This is a genomic window from Luteimonas sp. Soil_C_16, assembly GCF_057657295.1.
On sequence record NZ_JBDGIS010000002.1, the window covers coordinates 506,364 to 523,997 of the forward strand.

The window sequence follows — 17,634 nt, forward strand, 5'->3', positions numbered from 1 at the left end:
GGATCGACGCGGCATGGCATCACCCCGCCGCGTCGATCGCGTACAACCACTCCACACACGCCGCCAGCCCCGCGCCCGCCGCACCTGCGAGTCATTGATGCCCGAGTACCGTTCCAGAACCTCCACCTTTGGTCGCAACATGGCCGGCGCTCGCGCGCTGTGGCGCGCGACCGGTATGCAGGACGACGACTTCCACAAGCCGATCGTCGCGGTCGCGAATTCGTTCACCCAGTTCGTGCCCGGCCACGTGCACCTCAAGGACATCGGCCAGCTGGTCGCGCGCGAGATCGAGCGCGTCGGCGGTGTGGCGAAGGAGTTCAACACCATCGCCGTCGACGACGGCATCGCGATGGGCCACGACGGCATGCTGTACTCGCTGCCGAGCCGCGAGATCATCGCCGACTCGGTCGAGTACATGGTCAATGCGCACTGCGCCGACGCGCTGGTGTGCATTTCCAACTGCGACAAGATCACGCCCGGCATGCTGATGGCCGCGCTGCGCCTGAACATCCCGGTCGTGTTCGTGTCCGGCGGCCCGATGGAAGCCGGCAAGACGAAGCTGTCCGAACACGGACTCGATCTGGTCGATGCGATGGTCGTCGCCGCCGACCCGGACGCCTCCGACGAGAAGGTCGCCGCCTACGAGCGCAGCGCGTGTCCGACCTGTGGTTCCTGCAGCGGCATGTTCACCGCCAACTCGATGAACTGCCTGACCGAAGCACTGGGCCTCGCCCTGCCCGGCAACGGCTCGATGCTGGCGACGCACGCCGATCGCGAGCAGCTGTTCCTGCAGGCCGCGCGTACGGTTGTCGAACTCTGCCATCGCTGGTACGGCGCCGAGGATCCCACTGCGTTGCCACGCGGCATCGCGACCTTCGAGGCATTCGAAAACGCGATGACGCTCGACATCGCGATGGGCGGCTCGACCAACACCATCCTGCATCTGCTCGCCGCCGCGCAGGAGGCCGAAGTCGCCTTCGACCTGCACGACATCGACCGCCTGTCGCGCCGCGTGCCGCAACTGTGCAAGGTCGCGCCGAACATCCAGACCTACCACATGGAAGACGTGCACCGCGCCGGCGGCATCGTCTCGATCCTCGGCGAACTCGCACGCGGCGGTCTGCTGCATGTCGACCAGCCGACGGTACACAGCCGCACGCTGCGCGATGCCATCGCGCGCTGGGACATCACCGTTACCGACGATGACGCGGTGCGCACGTTCTTCAAGGCCGGTCCTGCCGGCATTCCGACCCAGACCGCCTTCAGCCAGGCGACGCGCTGGGAAACGCTTGACGACGATCGCGCGGGCGGCTGCATCCGCGACGTCGCGCACGCGTATTCGCAGGAAGGCGGCCTCGCCGTGCTGCGCGGCAACCTCGCGCCCGATGGTTGCGTGGTCAAGACCGCGGGCGTGGATGCGTCGATCCACGTGTTCGTAGGCACGGCAAAAGTGTTCGAAAGCCAGGACGCCGCGGTGAAAGGCATCCTCGCCGACGAGGTGCAGGCGGGCGACGTCGTGGTGATCCGCTACGAAGGCCCGAAGGGCGGGCCGGGCATGCAGGAGATGCTGTATCCGACGAGCTACCTGAAGTCGAAAGGCCTCGGCAAACAATGTGCGCTGCTGACCGACGGACGCTTCTCCGGCGGCACCTCGGGCCTGTCGATCGGACACGCATCACCAGAAGCCGCAGCAGGCGGCACGATCGGACTGGTGCGCGATGGCGACCGTATCCGGATCGACATTCCACAACGGCGCATCGAGCTGCTGGTCGACGACGTCGAACTGGCCAATCGCCGCAACGCGCAGGACGCACTCGGCTGGAAACCTGCGCAAGCGCGCCCGCGCAAGGTCACCGCCGCGTTGAAGGCGTATGCGCTGCTCGCGACCAGTGCCGACAAGGGCGCGGTGCGCAATCTGGCGATGCTCGGCGACTGAAAAACGCATCCCTAACGGGTCCCTGCCTACCATCCTGCAACCCGCAGGCGCGGATGCAGGATCGACACAGATGCAGGCATTTCGGATCGGAATGATGTGGTGTGTGGTGGGCGTGGCACTCGCAGGCTGCGCAAGAAGTCCGACGCCCGTGCCGGCGCAGGACGACGCGCCGGTAACGGATGCGGTCACGGGCCTTCCCGGTGATGCGCAGAATGCATCCATCGCGTCGGATCCTGCAGTGCCCGACATGCCGGTGATTCCACCGATCGTCGTGCCCGAGATCGTCGGCGTCACGCCGGCCCAGCGCGCACTGGAAGGCTCGATGGCCGCGATCCTCGATCCGGTCGCCGGCATCCGCGTCCGGCCCGCGCGCTGCGATGTGGGTGGCACGCTGATCGACGGTGCTGGCATCACGCGCATCGACGAGACGGGCGCCCTCGTGCGCAACAGCGATGCCGGGATCTTCAAGCTGAATCCTGACGGCAGCGGCACCGCGAACTTCGAGGGCGGCCTGATCACCGTCAACGCCGATGGCAGCGGCACGATCAACGGCACCGCGGAGCCGGACGGCAGCGAGGCGATCGTGCGCGTCGAAGCCGACGGCTCGGGCACCTACAACGGGAAATCCGGTCTGATCCGTCTCGACGGCAAAGGCGGCGGCACCTGGAATGGCGAGGGCGGCCTGATCACATCGAACGGTGACGGCAGCGGCAGCTGGAACGGTCCCGATGGCCTGGTGCGCATCGAGGCCGACGGGTCCGGCACCTGGAACGGTCCGCACGGCCTGATCACCAACAACGGCGATGGCACCGGCACCATCGGCCCGCCCGCGCGTCCGGTGAAGATGCCACCGATGCCGCGCGTCGCGCCGGCCGGCCGCTTTCCGACGCTGCAGACATTCGCGCCGCCCGGTGCGCCTTGCGGCTACGTGGTCACGCTCGACGAGCGCGTGCTGTTCGACTTCGACAAGTCCGACATCCGCCCCGATGCCGCGCACACGCTCGACGTGTTCGCCACCGCGCTGCAGTCGGTCGAACACCGCGGAATGGAAGTCCGTGGCCACACCGATGCGAAGGGCGACGACGCCTACAACCAGTCGCTGTCCGAACGCCGCGCCGAGGCGGTGCGCGCCGCCTTGCAGACGCGCGGTGTCGCAGGCGACATCGGAGCGCGTGGCTTCGGCGAATCGCAGCCGGTGGCACCCAACACGCTCGACGGCCAGGACAATCCCGGCGGCCGTCAGCTCAACCGGCGCGTCGAAGTCTTCATCCGCGCCTGAGCGCAGGCCTCACACGCCACCGCCAGACTCCATGAAGAGGACGCTGTCCATGAAGCATCTGTCTTTGATCACTGCGCTGTCTGTCGTTGCACTCGCGCCGATGGCGCCTGCATCCGCATACGACTTCAGCCTGGGATGCGACGTCGACCGGTTCCCGGCCACGCAGCTGAGCGTCATGACCTGCCATGCCGCGCTCGCACGTGGCGCCGCCGCGGTCGGCTACGTGACCCGCGACCAGACCGACCAGGGCACGCTGGCGACGCACGTCTCCGGCCCCGCGGGTAGCGGACGCGCGCTGGTGTCGTATTGCCTGAGCGCCGGCGACCACACCGCGTTCGTGATGCAGGCCTTCGGCTACAGCGGACCCGACAGCCGCACCACCGATGCGATCAAAGCGCGCGTCGCGTCGGAAGTTCGGAAGGCGGCGGGTGGTCGCTGAACGAAGCGCATCACACGCCGGCCACAGCTGCTGAACGATGGGCCGGCTCCGTCTTGACACGAGACAAGCGCCGGCGCGTAATTACATCCGTACTAACGCCGGAGTCTCCGCATGACCGCGCTCAAGCTCACCCGCATCGGCAATTCGGTCGGCGTCGTGCTGCCGAAGGAAATCCTGTCGAACCTGCGTTTAGAGGCAGGCGATTCGCTGCATCTGAGCGAAGCGCCCGGTGGCTATCTCATCTCGGCATACGACGCGGAGTTCGAGCGCCAGATGGAGGTCGCGCGCAAGGTGATGCGCGAGAACCGGGACGTGCTGCGCCAGCTCGCCAAGTGAGCGCGGTCATCTGGCTGCAGCCGCTCGTCGTCGAAGCCATTCACCTTGCGCAACTGTCGGAACACGGCGGCGCCAGCGGCATCCGCGATCGCAGCCTCTTCGAGACGGCACTGGCGAAGCCACTGCAACTTGTGAGCTACGGTGATCCACCGCCGGACATCCATGCACTCGCGGCGGCATACGCGCACGGCATCGCGCATCTGCATCCGTTCGTCGACGGCAACAAGCGCACGTCGCTCGTCGCCGCATTGCTGTTCCTGCGACTCAACAGTGTCGATCTCGACGCGTCGCAAGAGGATCGCTATCTGACCTGGATGGCCTTGGCGGCAGGCGAACTCGACGAAGGTGCGCTCGCCGCCTGGCTGCGCGATCACGCACGACCGATGTGAGTCGCCTGCGCGCGCCGGTCAGGCGCGTGCGTCGTCGTCCCGCTTCACCTTGAACCACGCCGCGTACAGCGCCGGCAGGAACGTCAACGTCAGCAGCGTGGCCACGGTGAGGCCGCCCATGATCGCGACGGCCATCGGGCCGAAGAACACGCTGCGCGACAGCGGAATCATCGCCAGGATTGCGGCGAGCGCGGTCAGCACGATCGGGCGGAAGCGGCGCACCGTCGCGTCGATCACCGCATCCCAGCGCGCGTGGCCGGCGGCGATGTCCTGTTCGATCTGGTCCACGAGGATGATCGAGTTGCGCATGATCATGCCGGCCAGCGCGATCGTGCCGAGCATCGCGACGAAGCCGAACGGCACGCGGAACACCAGCAGGAACAGGGTCACGCCGATCATGCCCAACGGCGCGGTCAGCAACACCAGCGCGGTGCGCGAGAAGCTGCGCAGCTGCAGCATCAGCAGCGAGACGACGACGAACAGGAACAGCGGCAGTCCCGCCTTGATCGAATCCTGGCCCTTGCCCGAATCCTCGACGGTGCCGCCGGTTTCCAGGCGATACCCATCCGGCATCGACGCGCGGATGCCATCGAGCGTCGGCAGGATCTGCGCGACGACCGTCGGCGCCGTCACGTCGCCACGGATGTCGGCACGCACGGTGATCGTCGGCAGCCGGTCGCGGTGCCAGATGATGCCGTCCTCGAACGTCGGCTCCAGCCGCGCGATCTGGCCCAGCGGCACCGACTGCCCGTTCGACGTCGGTATCGCCAGGCTTTCGAGCATGTCGAGCTGACCGCGTTCGTCGTCCGGACCGCGCATGACGATGCCGATCAGTTCGTTGCCTTCGCGATAGGTGCTGACCTGCAGGCCCGACAGCGAACTCGACAGGAACTGCGCGAGGTGCTGCGAACTCACGCCGAGCACGCGCGCGCGCTCCTGATCGACCACCAGACGCACGATGCGGCTGGGTTCGTCCCAGTCCAGATTGACGTTGGCGACGTTCGGATTCGTGCGCACCTGGTTGGCGATCGCATCGGCGATGCCGCGTACGCGTTCGACATGCTCGCCGGAGACACGCAGCTGCACCGGGTAGCCGACCGGCGGTCCGGTCTCGAGCCGCGTCACGCGCAACTGCAGTTCGGGGAATTGCGGCGCGACCTCGTCGGTCAGCCAGACGCGCATCGCTTCGCGTGCCTCGACATCGGTGGTCGCCACGACGAACTGGGCGAAGTTGGCCTGCGGCAGTTGCTGGTCGAGCGGCAGATAGAAGCGCGGCGAACCGGTGCCAACATAGACGACGCGATTGTCGACACCCGCACGCTCGGCGAGCAGTGCATCGAGACGCGCAGCCGCGGCTTCGGTCGCGCGCAGCGAGCTGCCTTCGGCGAGTTCGACATCGACCATCAGCTCCAGTCGCGTCGAGTCCGGGAAGAACTGCTGCGGCACGAAGCGGAACAACAACAGCGACGCGACGAACAGGGCCGCCGTCGCACCGATGACGATCCAGCGATGGGTCAGCGACCAGTCCAGCAACCCGCGGAAGCGCCGGTAGAACGGACGCTGGTAGGGATCGTGGTCGTGCGCCTGCGGAACCTTCGGCGCCAAGGCGAACGCGAAGCGTGGCCAGCGTACGGCCATGCGGCTGCGCGTGTCGCGCCAGCGCGCGGGCAGCGAGCCCGGGCGCGGCGGCTGCGGGTTCGCGAGATCGGGCAGCATCTTCTCGCCGAGCAGCGGGATGAACAGCACCGCCGCGATCCACGACACCACCAGCGCGATCGTCACCACTTCGAACAACGAGCGCGTGTATTCGCCGGTACTCGACGCGGCGGTCGCGATCGGCAGAAAGCCGGCTGCGGTGACCAGCGTGCCGGTCAGCATCGGAAACGCGGTGTGCGTCCAGGCGTAACTCGCCGCCGCGAGCCGACTGTCGCCCTGCTCCATGCGGATGGCCATCATCTCCACCGCGATGATCGCGTCGTCCACCATCAAGCCCAGCGCGAGCACCAGCGCGCCGAGCGAGATCTTGTGCAGGCCGATGTCGAACTGGTCCATCGCGATGAAGGTCATCGCCAGCACCAGCGGAATCGACACCGCGACCACGAGACCGGTGCGGAAACCCAGCGAAACGAAGCTCACCAGCAGCACGATGATCACCGCCTCGGCCAGCACCTTGACGAACTCGCCCACCGAATCGCGCACCGCGCGTGGCTGGTCAGAGACCTTGCGCAGTTCCATGCCGGCCGGCAACGTTTCCTGTAACCGCGCGAACTCGTTTTCGAGTCGCGTGCCGAGTTTGAGGATGTCGCCGCCGTCATGCATTGCCACGGCGATGCCGATTGCGTCCTCGCCCATGAAGCGCATGCGCGGCGCGGCGGGATCGGCGAAGCCGCGCTCGACGGTCGCGATGTCCCCCAGGCGCACGGTGCGGTCACCTGCGCGGATCGGGAAGTCGCGGATCGCATCCACCGATTCGAATGCGCCATCGACGCGCAACTGCACGCGTGCACTGTCGGTTTCGAAGAAACCCGCCGGCACCAGCGCGTTCTGTTCCGCCAGCGCCTGCTGCACGGCCGCCATCGGAATGCCGAGCGTCGCCAGTCGCGTGTTGCTGACTTCGATCCAGACTTTTTCGTCCTGCAGACCGACCAGTTCGACCTTGCCGACATCGTCGACAAGCTGCAGCTCGCGCTGGATGCGGTCGGCATAGTCCTTCTTGATCGCGTAGTCGAAGCCCTCGCCCGTCAGCGCATAGATGTTGCCGAAGGTGTCGCCGAACTCGTCGTTGAAGAACGGGCCGACGATGTCCTGCGGCAACGACGGCCGCAGATCCGCGACCTTCTTGCGCACCTGGTACCAGAGATCGGGAATTTCGCTCGAGCGCATCGAATCACGGGCGAAGAAGATCACCTGCGACTCGCCCGGCCGCGAGTACGAACGCACGAATTCGTAGTCGCCGGTCTCCATCAGCTTGCGCTCGATGCGCTCGGTGACCTGCTGCGAGACCTGCTCTGCGGTCGCGCCCGGCCACTGGGTCTGGATCACCATCGCCTTGAAGGTGAACGGCGGATCCTCGGACTGGCCGAGCCGGCCGTACGAGAAGATGCCGGCCACCGCGACGACCAGCATCATGTAGAGCACCAGCGTGCGGTTGCCGAGCGCCCATTCGGAGAGGTTGAAACGGCTCATTGCTGCACCGCCTGCATGTGCGACGCGCGCTCTGCCAACGCAAGCCGGTTCATTCGGCTGCCGCCGGCTGCGCCGCCTGCACCTGCACAGGCCGGTTCTCGCGATCCACCGGCGTCACCCGCTGGCCCTCGCGCAGCAGATGGCCGCCGGCCGCAACCACGAGTGCATCGGCCGCGAGACCCGACAGCACCGGCACGCTGCGTGCGCCGTAGGGACCGGTTTCGACCGGCACCGAGCGCACGACGCCCTCGGCGCGATCGACCACCCAGACCGCCTTGCCGCCATCCACGCCCGGCTGGATCGCGGTCAGCGGCACCTGCAGATCCGTGTCCGATGTCGCGGCGGCGAGATACACGCGGGCGCTCTGTCCAAGTTCGAGGCCTTCAACCGCATCGTCGGCGATCGCGACGCGCGCGGCGTAGGTGCGCGCCTGCGGATCCGCGGCCGCGGCGATCTCGCGGATCGTGCCCGGCACGCGCACGCCCGGCCGGTTCCACAGTTCGATCTGCGCCGGCTGGCCGATCGCGAAGCCGGCGATGCGCGATTCCGGCAACGCGATCGCGACTTCGCGGCCGTCGTCGCCGGCGAGCATGAAGATCGCCTGGCCCGCGGCGACCACCTGTCCGGCTTCGGCCTCACGGCTGGCGATGACGCCATCGCGCGGTGCGCGCAGTTGCGTGTAGCCCGCCTGGTTGCCGGCAACGTCCGCTTGCGCGCGTGCGGCGCGCAGTTGCGCCTGCGCCGCGGTGTAGGCCGCGTCCTGTGCGTCCATCTGCGAGCGGCTGATCAGCTGCTGGTCGACGAGCGCGGCGTAGCGCGCGCGATCGGTTCGGGTGCGCGCGTACTCCGCTTCGGCCGAGGCGACCTGCGCCTGCGCCGACTGTTGCTGCAGCCGCAGATCGCCGGGATCGATCTCCGCCAGCACCTGGCCGCGGCGCACGTGCGCGCCGGCATCGACATCGCGTCTCAGGAGTTGCCCGCCCACCTGGAAGGCCAGCGCGCTTTCCTCGCGGGCGCGGATTTCGCCGGGGAACGCGGACGCGCCGCTGTCGGCAGCCGATGCCGGCGTGACCACGAGCACCGGACGCGCCGCCGGCTCGGGCGCCGCGTTGTCACCGCAGGCAGCCAGGACCAGCGTGCAGGTGACGAGCACCGGCAGCACCAAGCGGGAGAGGCGGATCGGGGTCAGGCGGCACATGGCGACCGTCCAGCAGTGGGGATACGGAGCCGTATCGTATATTTTCAGAACTGATTGGTATAGTATTCCCCGCCATGTCGACGCGTCCGTCCTCGCTGCCCCATACCCCGACGCCCGAAAAGGCGCCGGCGGGTCCCGGCCGTCCGAAGGATCTGGCCAAGCGCGCGGCGATCCTCGAAGCCGCCGAGCGCATGTTCCTGCAGCAGGGCTTCGAAGGCGTGAGCATGGACCAGATCGCGGCCGAGGCCGGCGTGTCCAAGCTGACCGTCTACAGCCATTTCGGCGACAAGGACACCCTGTTCACCGAGGCCGCGGCGCGCTACTGCGAGCAGCAAATGCCCGATTCGGTGTTCGAGCCCGCGCCGGCCACGCCGCTGCGCCAGCGCCTGCTGGAAGTCGCCGAGGCGTTCTTCGCGATGGTGTCCTCGCCCGAGGCCGTCGCCGGCCACCGTCTGCTGTGTACCCCACAGATGGTCGAAAAGCGCCTGCCGCAGCGGTTCTGGAAGGGCGGTCCCGAGCGCGTGCAGTCGTCGTTCGCGGCGATGCTCCGGCGCCGGATCGAAACCGGCGATCTCGATCTCGACGAGGCCCTCGTGCCGACGGCGGCGGCGCAGTTCTTCGTGCTGCTCAAGGGCGACCTCCACCAGCGCATGGTGTTCGACTGCGACGACGCCGGCCAGTGCGCCGGCCAACGGCGCGCGCACCTGGAAGCCTCGGTGGACATGTTCCTGCGCGCCTACGGGCGTCGCTGAACGCGGTCACACGTGCCCGCTGCATGCCGTCTGGGCCGATGACTTCCGGCACTGCGTCCACTGCAACACCCCCGCGATGATGAACCCGCCCCCGCACCGCTAGAATTGCGGGCTGGCGAACGAAGGAACCCGCAACAATGACGATCGATTACGCCAAGGCCCGTGCGGCGATGGTGGAACAACAGGTCCGGCCCTGGGACGTGCTCGATGCGCGCGTGCTCGAAACGATCTCGCGCCTGCCGCGCGAATCCTTCGTGGCCGAGTCGCGCCGCGCACTGGCCTATGCCGACCTCGAACTCCCGCTCGGCCACGGCGAGCTGATGCTCAAGCCCGTGGTCGAAGGCCGTGCGCTGCAGGCGCTGAAGCTCGAACAGGGCGACGAAGTGCTGCAGATCGGCACCGGCAGCGGTTATCTCGCCGCGTGCATGGGCTACCTGGCCCGTGACGTCGTCAGCTTGGAGCGTCACGACGACCTCGCCGACGCCGCCCGCGGTCGTCTGCAGGCGCAGGGCATCGCGAACGTCGAGGTGATCACCGCCGACGCCTTCGCCTGGAACACGGACCGCCGCTTCGACGCGATCTGCGTGTGCGGCGCGGTCGACGTGATCCCCGAGCGTTTCGTGCAGTGGCTGCGTCCCGGCGGCCGCATGTTCGTCGTCCGCGGTCGCGCGCCCGCGATGGAAGCCGTGCTGGTGCGCCGCGAAGGCGAGGCTGTCAACGCGACGCGCATCGAATCGTTGTTCGAGACCGGACTCACCTACCTCGCAGGCGCCGCGCCGGTGCCGCAGTTCTCTCTCTGATCGTCCAAGGATCCTCCATGTTCCGCCGCCCCCTGTTCCTGTCGCTCGCACTCGCGCTGACGTCCAGCCCGCTGCTGGCCGCCGATCTCGTCCAGACCTACGAGCTGGCCCGTACCAATGACCCGACGCTGTCGATCGCCGAATCGCAGCGCCTGTCGACCAAGGAAGGCGCGGTCCAGGCCCGTGGCGCATTGCTGCCGCAGATCAACGGCAGCGCCTCGCTGACCGACAGCCGCGTCGCCGGTGTGTCGGGCCGCGCTCGTACGCGCAGCGTCGGCGTCAATGCCGGCCAGGTGCTGTTCGACTGGGGCCAGATCTCGACGCTGCGCTCGCAGCGTGCGCTGAGCACGGCGGCCGACTTCCAGCTCGACGCCGACAACGACTCGCTGATCACGCGCACCGCCGCGGCCTATTTCGACGTGCTGGTCGCGAACGAAACGCTGGCCGCTGCCGAAGCTGCCGAGACCGCGTTCAAGCGCCAGTTCGACTTCGCCGACAAGCGCCTCGAAGTGGGCCTGGCCCCGATCACCGACGTGCACGAAGCCCGTGCCCAGTACGACAGCGCGCGCGCGAACACGATCGTCCAGCGCAACGCGCTGCAGGATGCCTACCAGGCGCTGGCCGAGATCACCGGCTCGGAAATCCGCGACCTGCGCGGCCTGCCCGACGATTTCACCCCGCAACTGCCGGAAGGCCGAGACGCGGAAGCCTGGGTCGCCACCGCGATCGACCAGAACCCGCAATTGCAGGCGCTGCGCTATCAGGTGACAGCCTCCGAATACAACGTGACCGCGGCGAAGTCGGCCCACCTGCCAACGCTCGATCTGGGCGCCAGCTACGGCAACAGCGATACCTGGGGCCGGGACAATGTTGACTCGCTGACCCGCCAGGGCGAGACCAACAGCATCGGCCTGACGCTGACCGTACCGATCTTCAGCGGTGGCATCACCCAGTCGCGCGTGCGCCAGTCGATCGCCCAGCGCGACATCGCCGGCGACCAGTACGAAGCGCAGCGTCGCGCGATCGAACGCAATACCCGCAGCGCCTACCAGAACCTCGTCGCCGGCATCACCGAGGTCGAGGCCCGCCGTCTCGCCCTGGTCTCGGCCAACAGCGCCTACGAGGCCTCGCAGGTCGGCCTGGAAGTCGGGACGCGTACGGTCATCGACGTGTTGATCAACCAGCAGAACCTGTTCTCGGCGCGTCAGGCCTATGCCTTCGCCAAGTACAACTTCCTGCAGAGCCGCCTGCTGCTCGAACAGGCGGCGGGTACGCTGGACATCGGCAACCTGCAGGACGTGAACCGCCAGCTGACCGTCGACGTCAACAGCGTCGGTGCGTCCACCGGCGCCGGCGCGGCGACTCCGCCGCCGCAGTAAGCGGTCCGGTCAGATCGACGACGGCGCGGATCGCAGGATCCGCGCCGTTTTCGTATCCGGCACCGGCAGATCGGACTCGATCAGCGCCAGCGTGCGCGCCAGTGCGCCGCGGCCATTGGCGACGAGCGCACGGCCGGCCGCGGCCATCGCCTCGCGCGCGTGCGCATCGGCCAGTAACGCCGCGATGTGATCGTGCACCGCGTCGGCGTCCGCGCCGATGCGCAGCGCCTCCGCGCGGCCGAGCTGCTTCGCGATGTCGGCGAAGTTCTGCAGATGCGGACCGGTGACCACGGGCGTGCCCACCGCGGCCGGCTCGAGCAGATTGTGGCCGCCGATGTCCTGCAGGCTGCCGCCGACGAAGGCGACATCGGCGCAGGCGAAGAACAGGCCGAGTTCGCCGAGCGTGTCGAGCACGAAAACATCGTCGCCAGCATCGGGCCAGGTGGTCAGCGCGCGCGTGGCCACGCGCCAGCCCGCGTCGACGCCGAGCTGCATGGCGCTGCGGAAACGCTCGGGATGGCGCGGCGCCCAGATCAGCAGAAGGTCGGGCCAGCGCGTGCGCAGGCGGCGGTGGATGTCGATGACCGCGGCTTCCTCCTCGGGATGCGTGCTCGCCGCGATCCACACCGGCCGCGCGCCCGCACGGCCACGGAAATCCGCGACCAGCGTCGCGATCTTCGCCTCATCGAGAGTGATGTCGAATTTCAGGTTGCCGGTGTCGATTACCGCCTCGCGCAGCGCACCGAGCTTCACGAAGCGCTTGCCGTCGTCGGCCGATTGCGTGGCGACGCGGCGCACCGTGCGCAGCGCACGCCCGACCAGCGGGCGCAGCACGCGATAACCGCGCAGCGAACGCGCCGACAGCCGCGCGTTGACGATCACCGTCGGCACGCCGGCATCGCGGCAGCAGAACAGCAGGTTCGGCCACAGCTCCGTCTCGACGATCAGGCCGATCTGCGGGCGGAAATGGCGCAGGAAACGCCGCACCGCGCCCGAGAGGTCGTAGGGCAGATAGACGTGCTCGACGCGATCGCCCCACAGCGCGCGTACGCGCTCCGAACCGGTCGGCGTGATCGTGGTCACCAGCAGACGGCGCGCGGGGTCGCGCGCGAGCAGCGCATTGATCAGCGGCGCGGCCGCGTTGACCTCGCCGACCGACACCGCGTGCACCCACACCGGCGCGGTCAGCGGCGGCGTGCGATAGATGCCGTAACGCTCGTCCCAGCGCAGCAGATAGGCCGACTGTCGGAAGCCGCGCCAGATCAGGTGATAGACCGTGATCGGCGCGAGCACGACGAGCAGGGCCGAGTAGAGGCCGCGCAGCAGTCGTTCTGTGGTGTCGGCCCGCATCCGCACAGGATAGCGGATGCCTGCACGGCGCCACCTTCTACAATGGACCGATGTCGACGACGCCCCTGCCCCGCCCGCCGCTCGCGCCCCGCCATTGGCCGGCGTGGATCGGCATCGGCCTGATGGCGCTCGCGGCGCGGATTCCGTGGCCACTGCAGCGCGTGCTCGGTCGCGGTCTCGGCAATACGTTGCGCATGGCGCTGGCGAGCCGCCGCCGCGTGGCCGCGCGCAATCTCGAACTGTGTTTCCCGGATCTCGACGCGTCCGCGCGCGACGCGCTGCTCCGTCGGCATTTCCATGCGCTGGGCATCGGCCTGTTCGAGTTCGCACGCGCCTGGTGGGGCTCGATCGCACCGTTGCAGCGCGGGCTGATCGTCGAGGGCGTCGAACACGTCGAAGCCGCGCGCGCGGCGGGACGCGGCGTGATCGTCGTGTCCGGGCACTTCACCACGCTGGAAGTCTGCGGGCGCCTGATGTGCGATTACGTGCCGCTGGCCGGCATGTATCGCCCGCACACGGCGCCGGCGATGGAGTGGGCGGTGCGCCGTGGCCGCGCGCGGTACGCCGCGGCGATGTTCCCCAAGCGCGACGTACGCGGCGTGGTGCGGCATCTCAAGCGCGGCGGCCTGCTGTGGTACGCGCCCGACCAGGATCCCAGCGGCGGCGATGCGGTCTACGTGCCGTTCTTCGGCCGCCCCGCGCACAGCTTGACCTCGACCCATTCGCTCGCGCGCCTGTCCGGCGCGGCGGTGGTGTTCTACCGCCACGTGCGCCGCGACGATGGCGGCTACACGCTGACGCTGTCGCCGGCGCCCGAGCCGTATCCGACCGCGGACGCGACCGCGGACACCGCGACGGTGATGGTCGGCATCGAAGACATGGCCCGCGCCGCGCCCGACCAGTACCTGTGGATCCACCGGCGCTTCAAGCGGCAGCCGGATGGTGAAGCGCTGTACTGAGGCGAAGGCTTCACCACTCGGAAGACGGGTCGCGCGCAGCGACACCCATCGTCACGAACCGACAGACCATCGCCTGCAGATGCGCGCGTCCGCTTCGACGACTGTGGTCGCGAGCGCGCGCATCACCGAGATGGGGTTCGCTGCGCTCGACCCGTCCTACGGATCTCGCTCAGCGCAGCACGCCGTCTTCCGGCCGCGCCGGTTCCACGCGTGCCAGCAGACTGCCGGCGTAGAGGGCCGACAGCAGCAGCGTGAAGCCGCCCCAGAACGTCGAATAGAACGCGAGATGGGTGTTGAGCGGGAACACCGTGACCACCAGCGCGAGCATCGCCGGGCGTGCCTGTTCGCGCGCCTCGGGCGTGGCGAAGCGCCAGGCGCGCGAGGCCATCGCGACGCCGGCCAGCCACATCAGCAGGCCGATGAGTCCGGTCTCGCTGCCGATCTCGAGCACGATCTGGTGGGCATGGAACGCAGGCCCGTCGCCCCAGGCGGCCATCTCGTCGGGGCGGGGATCGCACCCGGGGAACGCTTCGCGGAAGCCGCGTGCGCCGACACCGTTGATCGGGTTCTCGCGAATCATGCACAGCGACGCGTCCCAGATACGGGCGCGGCCCGCGAGTGCGTCGTCGACGGCGGAGGCATCGGTCGAGAGTCCCATCGCGGTGCGCTCGACACGCTCGCGGACCTGCGGCGAAACGAGTGCCGCCACCACGGCGACGACGACACCGGCTGCGAACACCGCCAGCAGGCGGCGCCAGCCGAGCAGGCGCCAGCCCGACAGCAGCAGCACCAGCGCATAGGTCAGCCACGACGCGCGTGAGCCGGCGAACAGCAACACGATGCCGATCGCCGCACTCGCGATCACCCAGCCACTGGCGCCGAAGCGGCGACCGGCCCAGTACAGACCGAATGGCGACAGGCTCGCCAGCACCACGCCGAGTTTCAGATTGCAGGGGCCGAGCACGCCGCCGAGCCGGTCCGCGGCGGCGACCTGTTCGAGCGTGCACATCGGCCGGTTGCTGATCAGCTGCTTGAGCTGGTCGATGCCGAAGAACAGCGGACTGGTGCCGAACACGACTTCGGCCAGGCCGTCGAGCGTCCACACCGCGACGATCACGGCGAGTCCGCCGAGCGTGATGCGCCGGCCGCGACGCGTCGCGACGGCGGAGGCCACCAGCCACAGGAACGGCAGATAACGCAGATCGACCAGCGCCTCGCGCAGCGCGCGTCCGACATCGACCGAATCCACCGCCGACAGCAGTTGCGGCAACCAGTAGGCGAAGAACAGCACGCTGGTCAGGGCCCACGCGGGCGCGCTCAGCAACGCCGCGCCGCCACGGAACCGGGCGGCGAGCAGATGGATGATCGCGGCCAGCGCGCCCAGCACCATCACGCCCTCGGCGTAACCGGGCGCAGGCCACAGGATCACGAAGGCCAACACCCAGTGCGGCGCCCAGCGCCAACCGACGGGCCGCGGTGCGCGCGCGCCGGTCGTCGGCTCAGTTGTCGTCGTCGAACTCGTCATAGACCGCGAGGGTCGCCTCCTGCATCGCACGCAGCGTGCCGGGCATCGTACCGGCTCGCGCCGGCGCTCGCGTGACCAGCGCGCGCGCGGCCTGCGCCAGCGCGGCGCGATCGAACGGTGGCACCGCGCCTTCGGGCTGCAGCTGCGCGAGCAGTTCGCCGACGCCGCCATGCGCCCAGCCCACCACCGGCCGCGCGCACGACAGCGCCTCGAGCACGGTGCGGCCGAAGGCTTCGGGTTTGCGCGAGAGTTGCAGCACCAGATCGCTGGCCGCGTAGGCGCGCGCGATCGCATCGGTGGGCGGAGTCATCGCCAGCGCGTCGCCGCAGCCCAGCGCCTGCGCTTCGCGTTCGAGCTCGGCGATGTAGGTTTCGCGACCCGCCTCGCGTGCGCCGGGCATCCACAACCGCGCATCGAGACCGCCGGCGCGCAGGTCGGCGAGCAGCGCGATCGCATCGTGATGGCCCTTCAGCCGCGTGCCGCGCCCGGGCAACAGCAACAGCGGGCCGTCACCGCCGAGCTGCGGCCAGCGCGCGGCGACGTCGGCCCGCGCCGCCACATCGGGGTGCGGCGCGGGCGGAAACTGCGCGGGATCGATGCCACGCGGGATCACCCGCAGGCGTTCGCGCGGCGTCGCCGGGTAATGCCGCAGCAGGTAATCGCGCACGGTGTCCGACACGCAGATCACCCGTTCGCCGCGCGCCATGATCGCGCTGTAGCGCGACGGCGAATTGAGCCCGTGCATCGTGGTGACGAAATGCGGACGGCGCGCCGCGGGCATGCCGCGCAACGCCCACCAGCCGATCCAGGCCGGCAGTCGCGAGCGGGCGTGCACGATGTCGGCGCCGGTCTCGGCGAACAGGCGGCGCAGGCGGCGCACATGGCGCAGCACCCCGAGCGATTTCGCGCCGATGTCGAGCGTGACGTGGGTCGCGCCGGTCGCTTCCAGCGCAGTCACGAGGCGACCGCCGGCGGAGACGACGATCGCGCGGTGGCCCGCCGCGACCAGCGCCTGCGCGATCTCGATCGTGGAGCGCTCGACGCCGCCCGACGACAGCGCGGGCAGCAATTGGATGACGGTCAGCGGTCGACGCATGCGGGCGCCTGACGCGCCGGGATCAGTCGACGAGGACGAAGTGCGCGCCGCAGTACGGGCAGTCGGACTCGCCGTTCTCGGCTTCGATCGGCAGGTAGACGCGCGGATGCGAGTTCCACAGCGCCATCGAAGGCAGCGGGCAGCTCAGCGGCAGATCGGCGCGGCGCACTTCGTAGCGCTGGGCGGCGTTGGCTTGCGTCGGGGCTGCGGTCATGACGGCGGGTTTCATCAACGTGGAGGCCGCCATTCTACCGCGCGGCCGTGCAGGACGGGCTCAGCCCGGCAGGGTGATCAGCAGCGCTTCGGCGCCCGCGGCCGTAGCGACGAGCTCGGCGTGGATGTCGGCCTCGTAGACGCCAAGCGCATCGCCGGCCGCCAGCGCGTGGCCGTCGACGGTCACGCCACCGCGCAGGATCTGCAGCCAGTGCCGCTGCGTGGCCTCGAGCGTTAGGTCCAGATGCGCGCCGGGCGCGAGACGCGCACGGCGCAGCCAGGCCTGCTGGCGGATCGGCAGGCTGTTTCCTTCAGCTTCGGGCGCGGCCAGCAGTGCCCATCCCTCGGCGCCGGCGGCGCGGGTGGTGTCGATTGCGGGCGGCAGATTAACCCGGTCGGGCTGGATCGCGATGCGCAGGACGCGCGCGCCGTCCGCGCCGGCGGTTTCCATCGGCATGTCGCTGGCGTGGCCGGCGCCGGTCCACGCCAGCGCGCCGGTTTCGAGCGTGATGCCCTCGCGGACCAGCGCGCCCTCGAGCACCAGAGTGAGCAGTTCCATGTTCGCAACGCGCTGCGCGGGCACGGTCGCGCCGGGCGGCAGGTGTTCCTCGTTGAGCTGGCGCAGCGCGCCGAAGCCCAGCCACTCGGGATCGTGGAAATCGCCGCTGGAGAACGTGCACAGGCGCGTGCGGGCGCCGAGCGTGGTGCGGCCGCGCTGGTCGGCGGGACGATGGACTTTCATGACGGTGGATCCGGAACGCGGAAACGAAAACGCCGGCGCACAGGGGACCCGTGCG

Annotated in this window: 16 protein-coding genes; 9 read left to right on the top strand and 7 right to left on the bottom strand. The window is 69.1% G+C overall.

What is annotated here, in order from left to right; translation table 11 throughout:
• The first annotated feature begins 97 nt into the window (after window positions 1–97).
• The 5 genes from ilvD (at window position 98) to AC3A5T_RS06105 (ending at window position 4,379) form a co-directional block, all read left to right on the top strand.
• Window positions 98–1,936, top strand: a complete 1,839-nt coding sequence (ilvD, locus tag AC3A5T_RS06085) for a dihydroxy-acid dehydratase (RefSeq protein ID WP_487627804.1) — start codon at window positions 98–100, stop codon at window positions 1,934–1,936.
• A 247-nt stretch (window positions 1,937–2,183) separates the two neighbouring features.
• Window positions 2,184–3,215: an OmpA family protein gene (locus tag AC3A5T_RS06090; protein WP_487627869.1), complete on the top strand. Its 1,032-nt coding sequence runs from the start codon at window positions 2,184–2,186 to the stop codon at window positions 3,213–3,215.
• Window positions 3,216–3,264: 49 nt separating this feature from the next.
• Window positions 3,265–3,654, top strand: a complete 390-nt coding sequence (locus AC3A5T_RS06095) for a DUF6180 family protein (protein ID WP_487627805.1) — start codon at window positions 3,265–3,267, stop codon at window positions 3,652–3,654.
• A 111-nt stretch (window positions 3,655–3,765) separates the two neighbouring features.
• On the top strand, window positions 3,766–3,990 hold the full coding sequence (locus AC3A5T_RS06100; RefSeq protein WP_232137571.1) for an AbrB/MazE/SpoVT family DNA-binding domain-containing protein: 225 nt from the start codon (window positions 3,766–3,768) through the stop codon (window positions 3,988–3,990).
• A complete protein-coding gene (locus tag AC3A5T_RS06105) occupies window positions 3,987–4,379 on the top strand; it encodes a type II toxin-antitoxin system death-on-curing family toxin (protein ID WP_487627806.1) in 393 nt (130 codons plus the stop codon). The genes AC3A5T_RS06100 and AC3A5T_RS06105 overlap by 4 nt, the downstream gene beginning before the upstream one ends.
• 18 nt (window positions 4,380–4,397) lie before the next feature.
• Here AC3A5T_RS06105 and AC3A5T_RS06110 read toward each other — a convergent pair whose 3' ends face one another.
• Window positions 4,398–7,565, bottom strand: a complete 3,168-nt coding sequence (locus AC3A5T_RS06110; RefSeq protein ID WP_487627807.1) for an efflux RND transporter permease subunit — start codon at window positions 7,563–7,565, stop codon at window positions 4,398–4,400.
• Between the two features lie 49 nt (window positions 7,566–7,614).
• Window positions 7,615–8,763 carry an efflux RND transporter periplasmic adaptor subunit gene (locus AC3A5T_RS06115; protein WP_487627808.1) on the bottom strand — a complete coding sequence of 383 codons (1,149 nt, stop codon included), beginning with the start codon at window positions 8,761–8,763 and terminating at the stop codon, window positions 7,615–7,617.
• A gap of 74 nt (window positions 8,764–8,837) precedes the next feature.
• Between AC3A5T_RS06115 and AC3A5T_RS06120 the strand changes: the two genes are divergently transcribed.
• The 3 genes from AC3A5T_RS06120 (at window position 8,838) to AC3A5T_RS06130 (ending at window position 11,694) form a co-directional block, all read left to right on the top strand.
• Window positions 8,838–9,515, top strand: coding sequence for a TetR/AcrR family transcriptional regulator (locus tag AC3A5T_RS06120; RefSeq protein WP_487627809.1), 678 nt, complete (start codon window positions 8,838–8,840; stop codon window positions 9,513–9,515).
• Window positions 9,516–9,652: 137 nt separating this feature from the next.
• Complete coding sequence (locus tag AC3A5T_RS06125; protein WP_487627810.1) at window positions 9,653–10,315, top strand: protein-L-isoaspartate O-methyltransferase family protein; 663 nt, start codon at window positions 9,653–9,655, stop codon at window positions 10,313–10,315.
• 17 nt (window positions 10,316–10,332) lie between these two features.
• On the top strand, window positions 10,333–11,694 hold the full coding sequence (locus AC3A5T_RS06130) for a TolC family outer membrane protein (protein ID WP_487627811.1): 1,362 nt from the start codon (window positions 10,333–10,335) through the stop codon (window positions 11,692–11,694).
• Window positions 11,695–11,703: 9 nt separating this feature from the next.
• On the opposite strand, the gene waaA is transcribed toward AC3A5T_RS06130, so the two are convergent.
• Window positions 11,704–13,044, bottom strand: a complete 1,341-nt coding sequence (waaA, locus tag AC3A5T_RS06135; protein ID WP_332078026.1) for a lipid IV(A) 3-deoxy-D-manno-octulosonic acid transferase — start codon at window positions 13,042–13,044, stop codon at window positions 11,704–11,706.
• A gap of 50 nt (window positions 13,045–13,094) precedes the next feature.
• On the opposite strand from waaA, the gene lpxL reads away from it, so the two are divergent.
• On the top strand, window positions 13,095–14,003 hold the full coding sequence (gene lpxL / locus AC3A5T_RS06140) for an LpxL/LpxP family Kdo(2)-lipid IV(A) lauroyl/palmitoleoyl acyltransferase (RefSeq protein ID WP_487627812.1): 909 nt from the start codon (window positions 13,095–13,097) through the stop codon (window positions 14,001–14,003).
• A 169-nt stretch (window positions 14,004–14,172) separates the two neighbouring features.
• Here the strand turns inward: lpxL and AC3A5T_RS06145 are convergent, their stop codons facing one another.
• Genes AC3A5T_RS06145 through AC3A5T_RS06160 form a run of 4 tightly spaced genes read right to left on the bottom strand, consistent with a single transcriptional unit; the run spans window position 14,173 to window position 17,579 of the window.
• Window positions 14,173–15,528, bottom strand: a complete 1,356-nt coding sequence (locus tag AC3A5T_RS06145) for an O-antigen ligase family protein (protein WP_487627813.1) — start codon at window positions 15,526–15,528, stop codon at window positions 14,173–14,175.
• The gene (locus tag AC3A5T_RS06150) at window positions 15,503–16,624 is read right to left on the bottom strand and encodes a glycosyltransferase (protein ID WP_487627814.1); all 1,122 of its coding nucleotides are present in this window, start codon (window positions 16,622–16,624) and stop codon (window positions 15,503–15,505) included. The genes AC3A5T_RS06145 and AC3A5T_RS06150 overlap by 26 nt, the downstream gene beginning before the upstream one ends.
• Before the next feature lie 22 nt (window positions 16,625–16,646).
• Window positions 16,647–16,838: a zinc-finger domain-containing protein gene (locus AC3A5T_RS06155; protein WP_159682038.1), complete on the bottom strand. Its 192-nt coding sequence runs from the start codon at window positions 16,836–16,838 to the stop codon at window positions 16,647–16,649.
• Between the two features lie 60 nt (window positions 16,839–16,898).
• Window positions 16,899–17,579, bottom strand: a complete 681-nt coding sequence (locus tag AC3A5T_RS06160) for a pirin family protein (protein ID WP_487627815.1) — start codon at window positions 17,577–17,579, stop codon at window positions 16,899–16,901.
• Window positions 17,580–17,634: the final 55 nt, after the last annotated feature.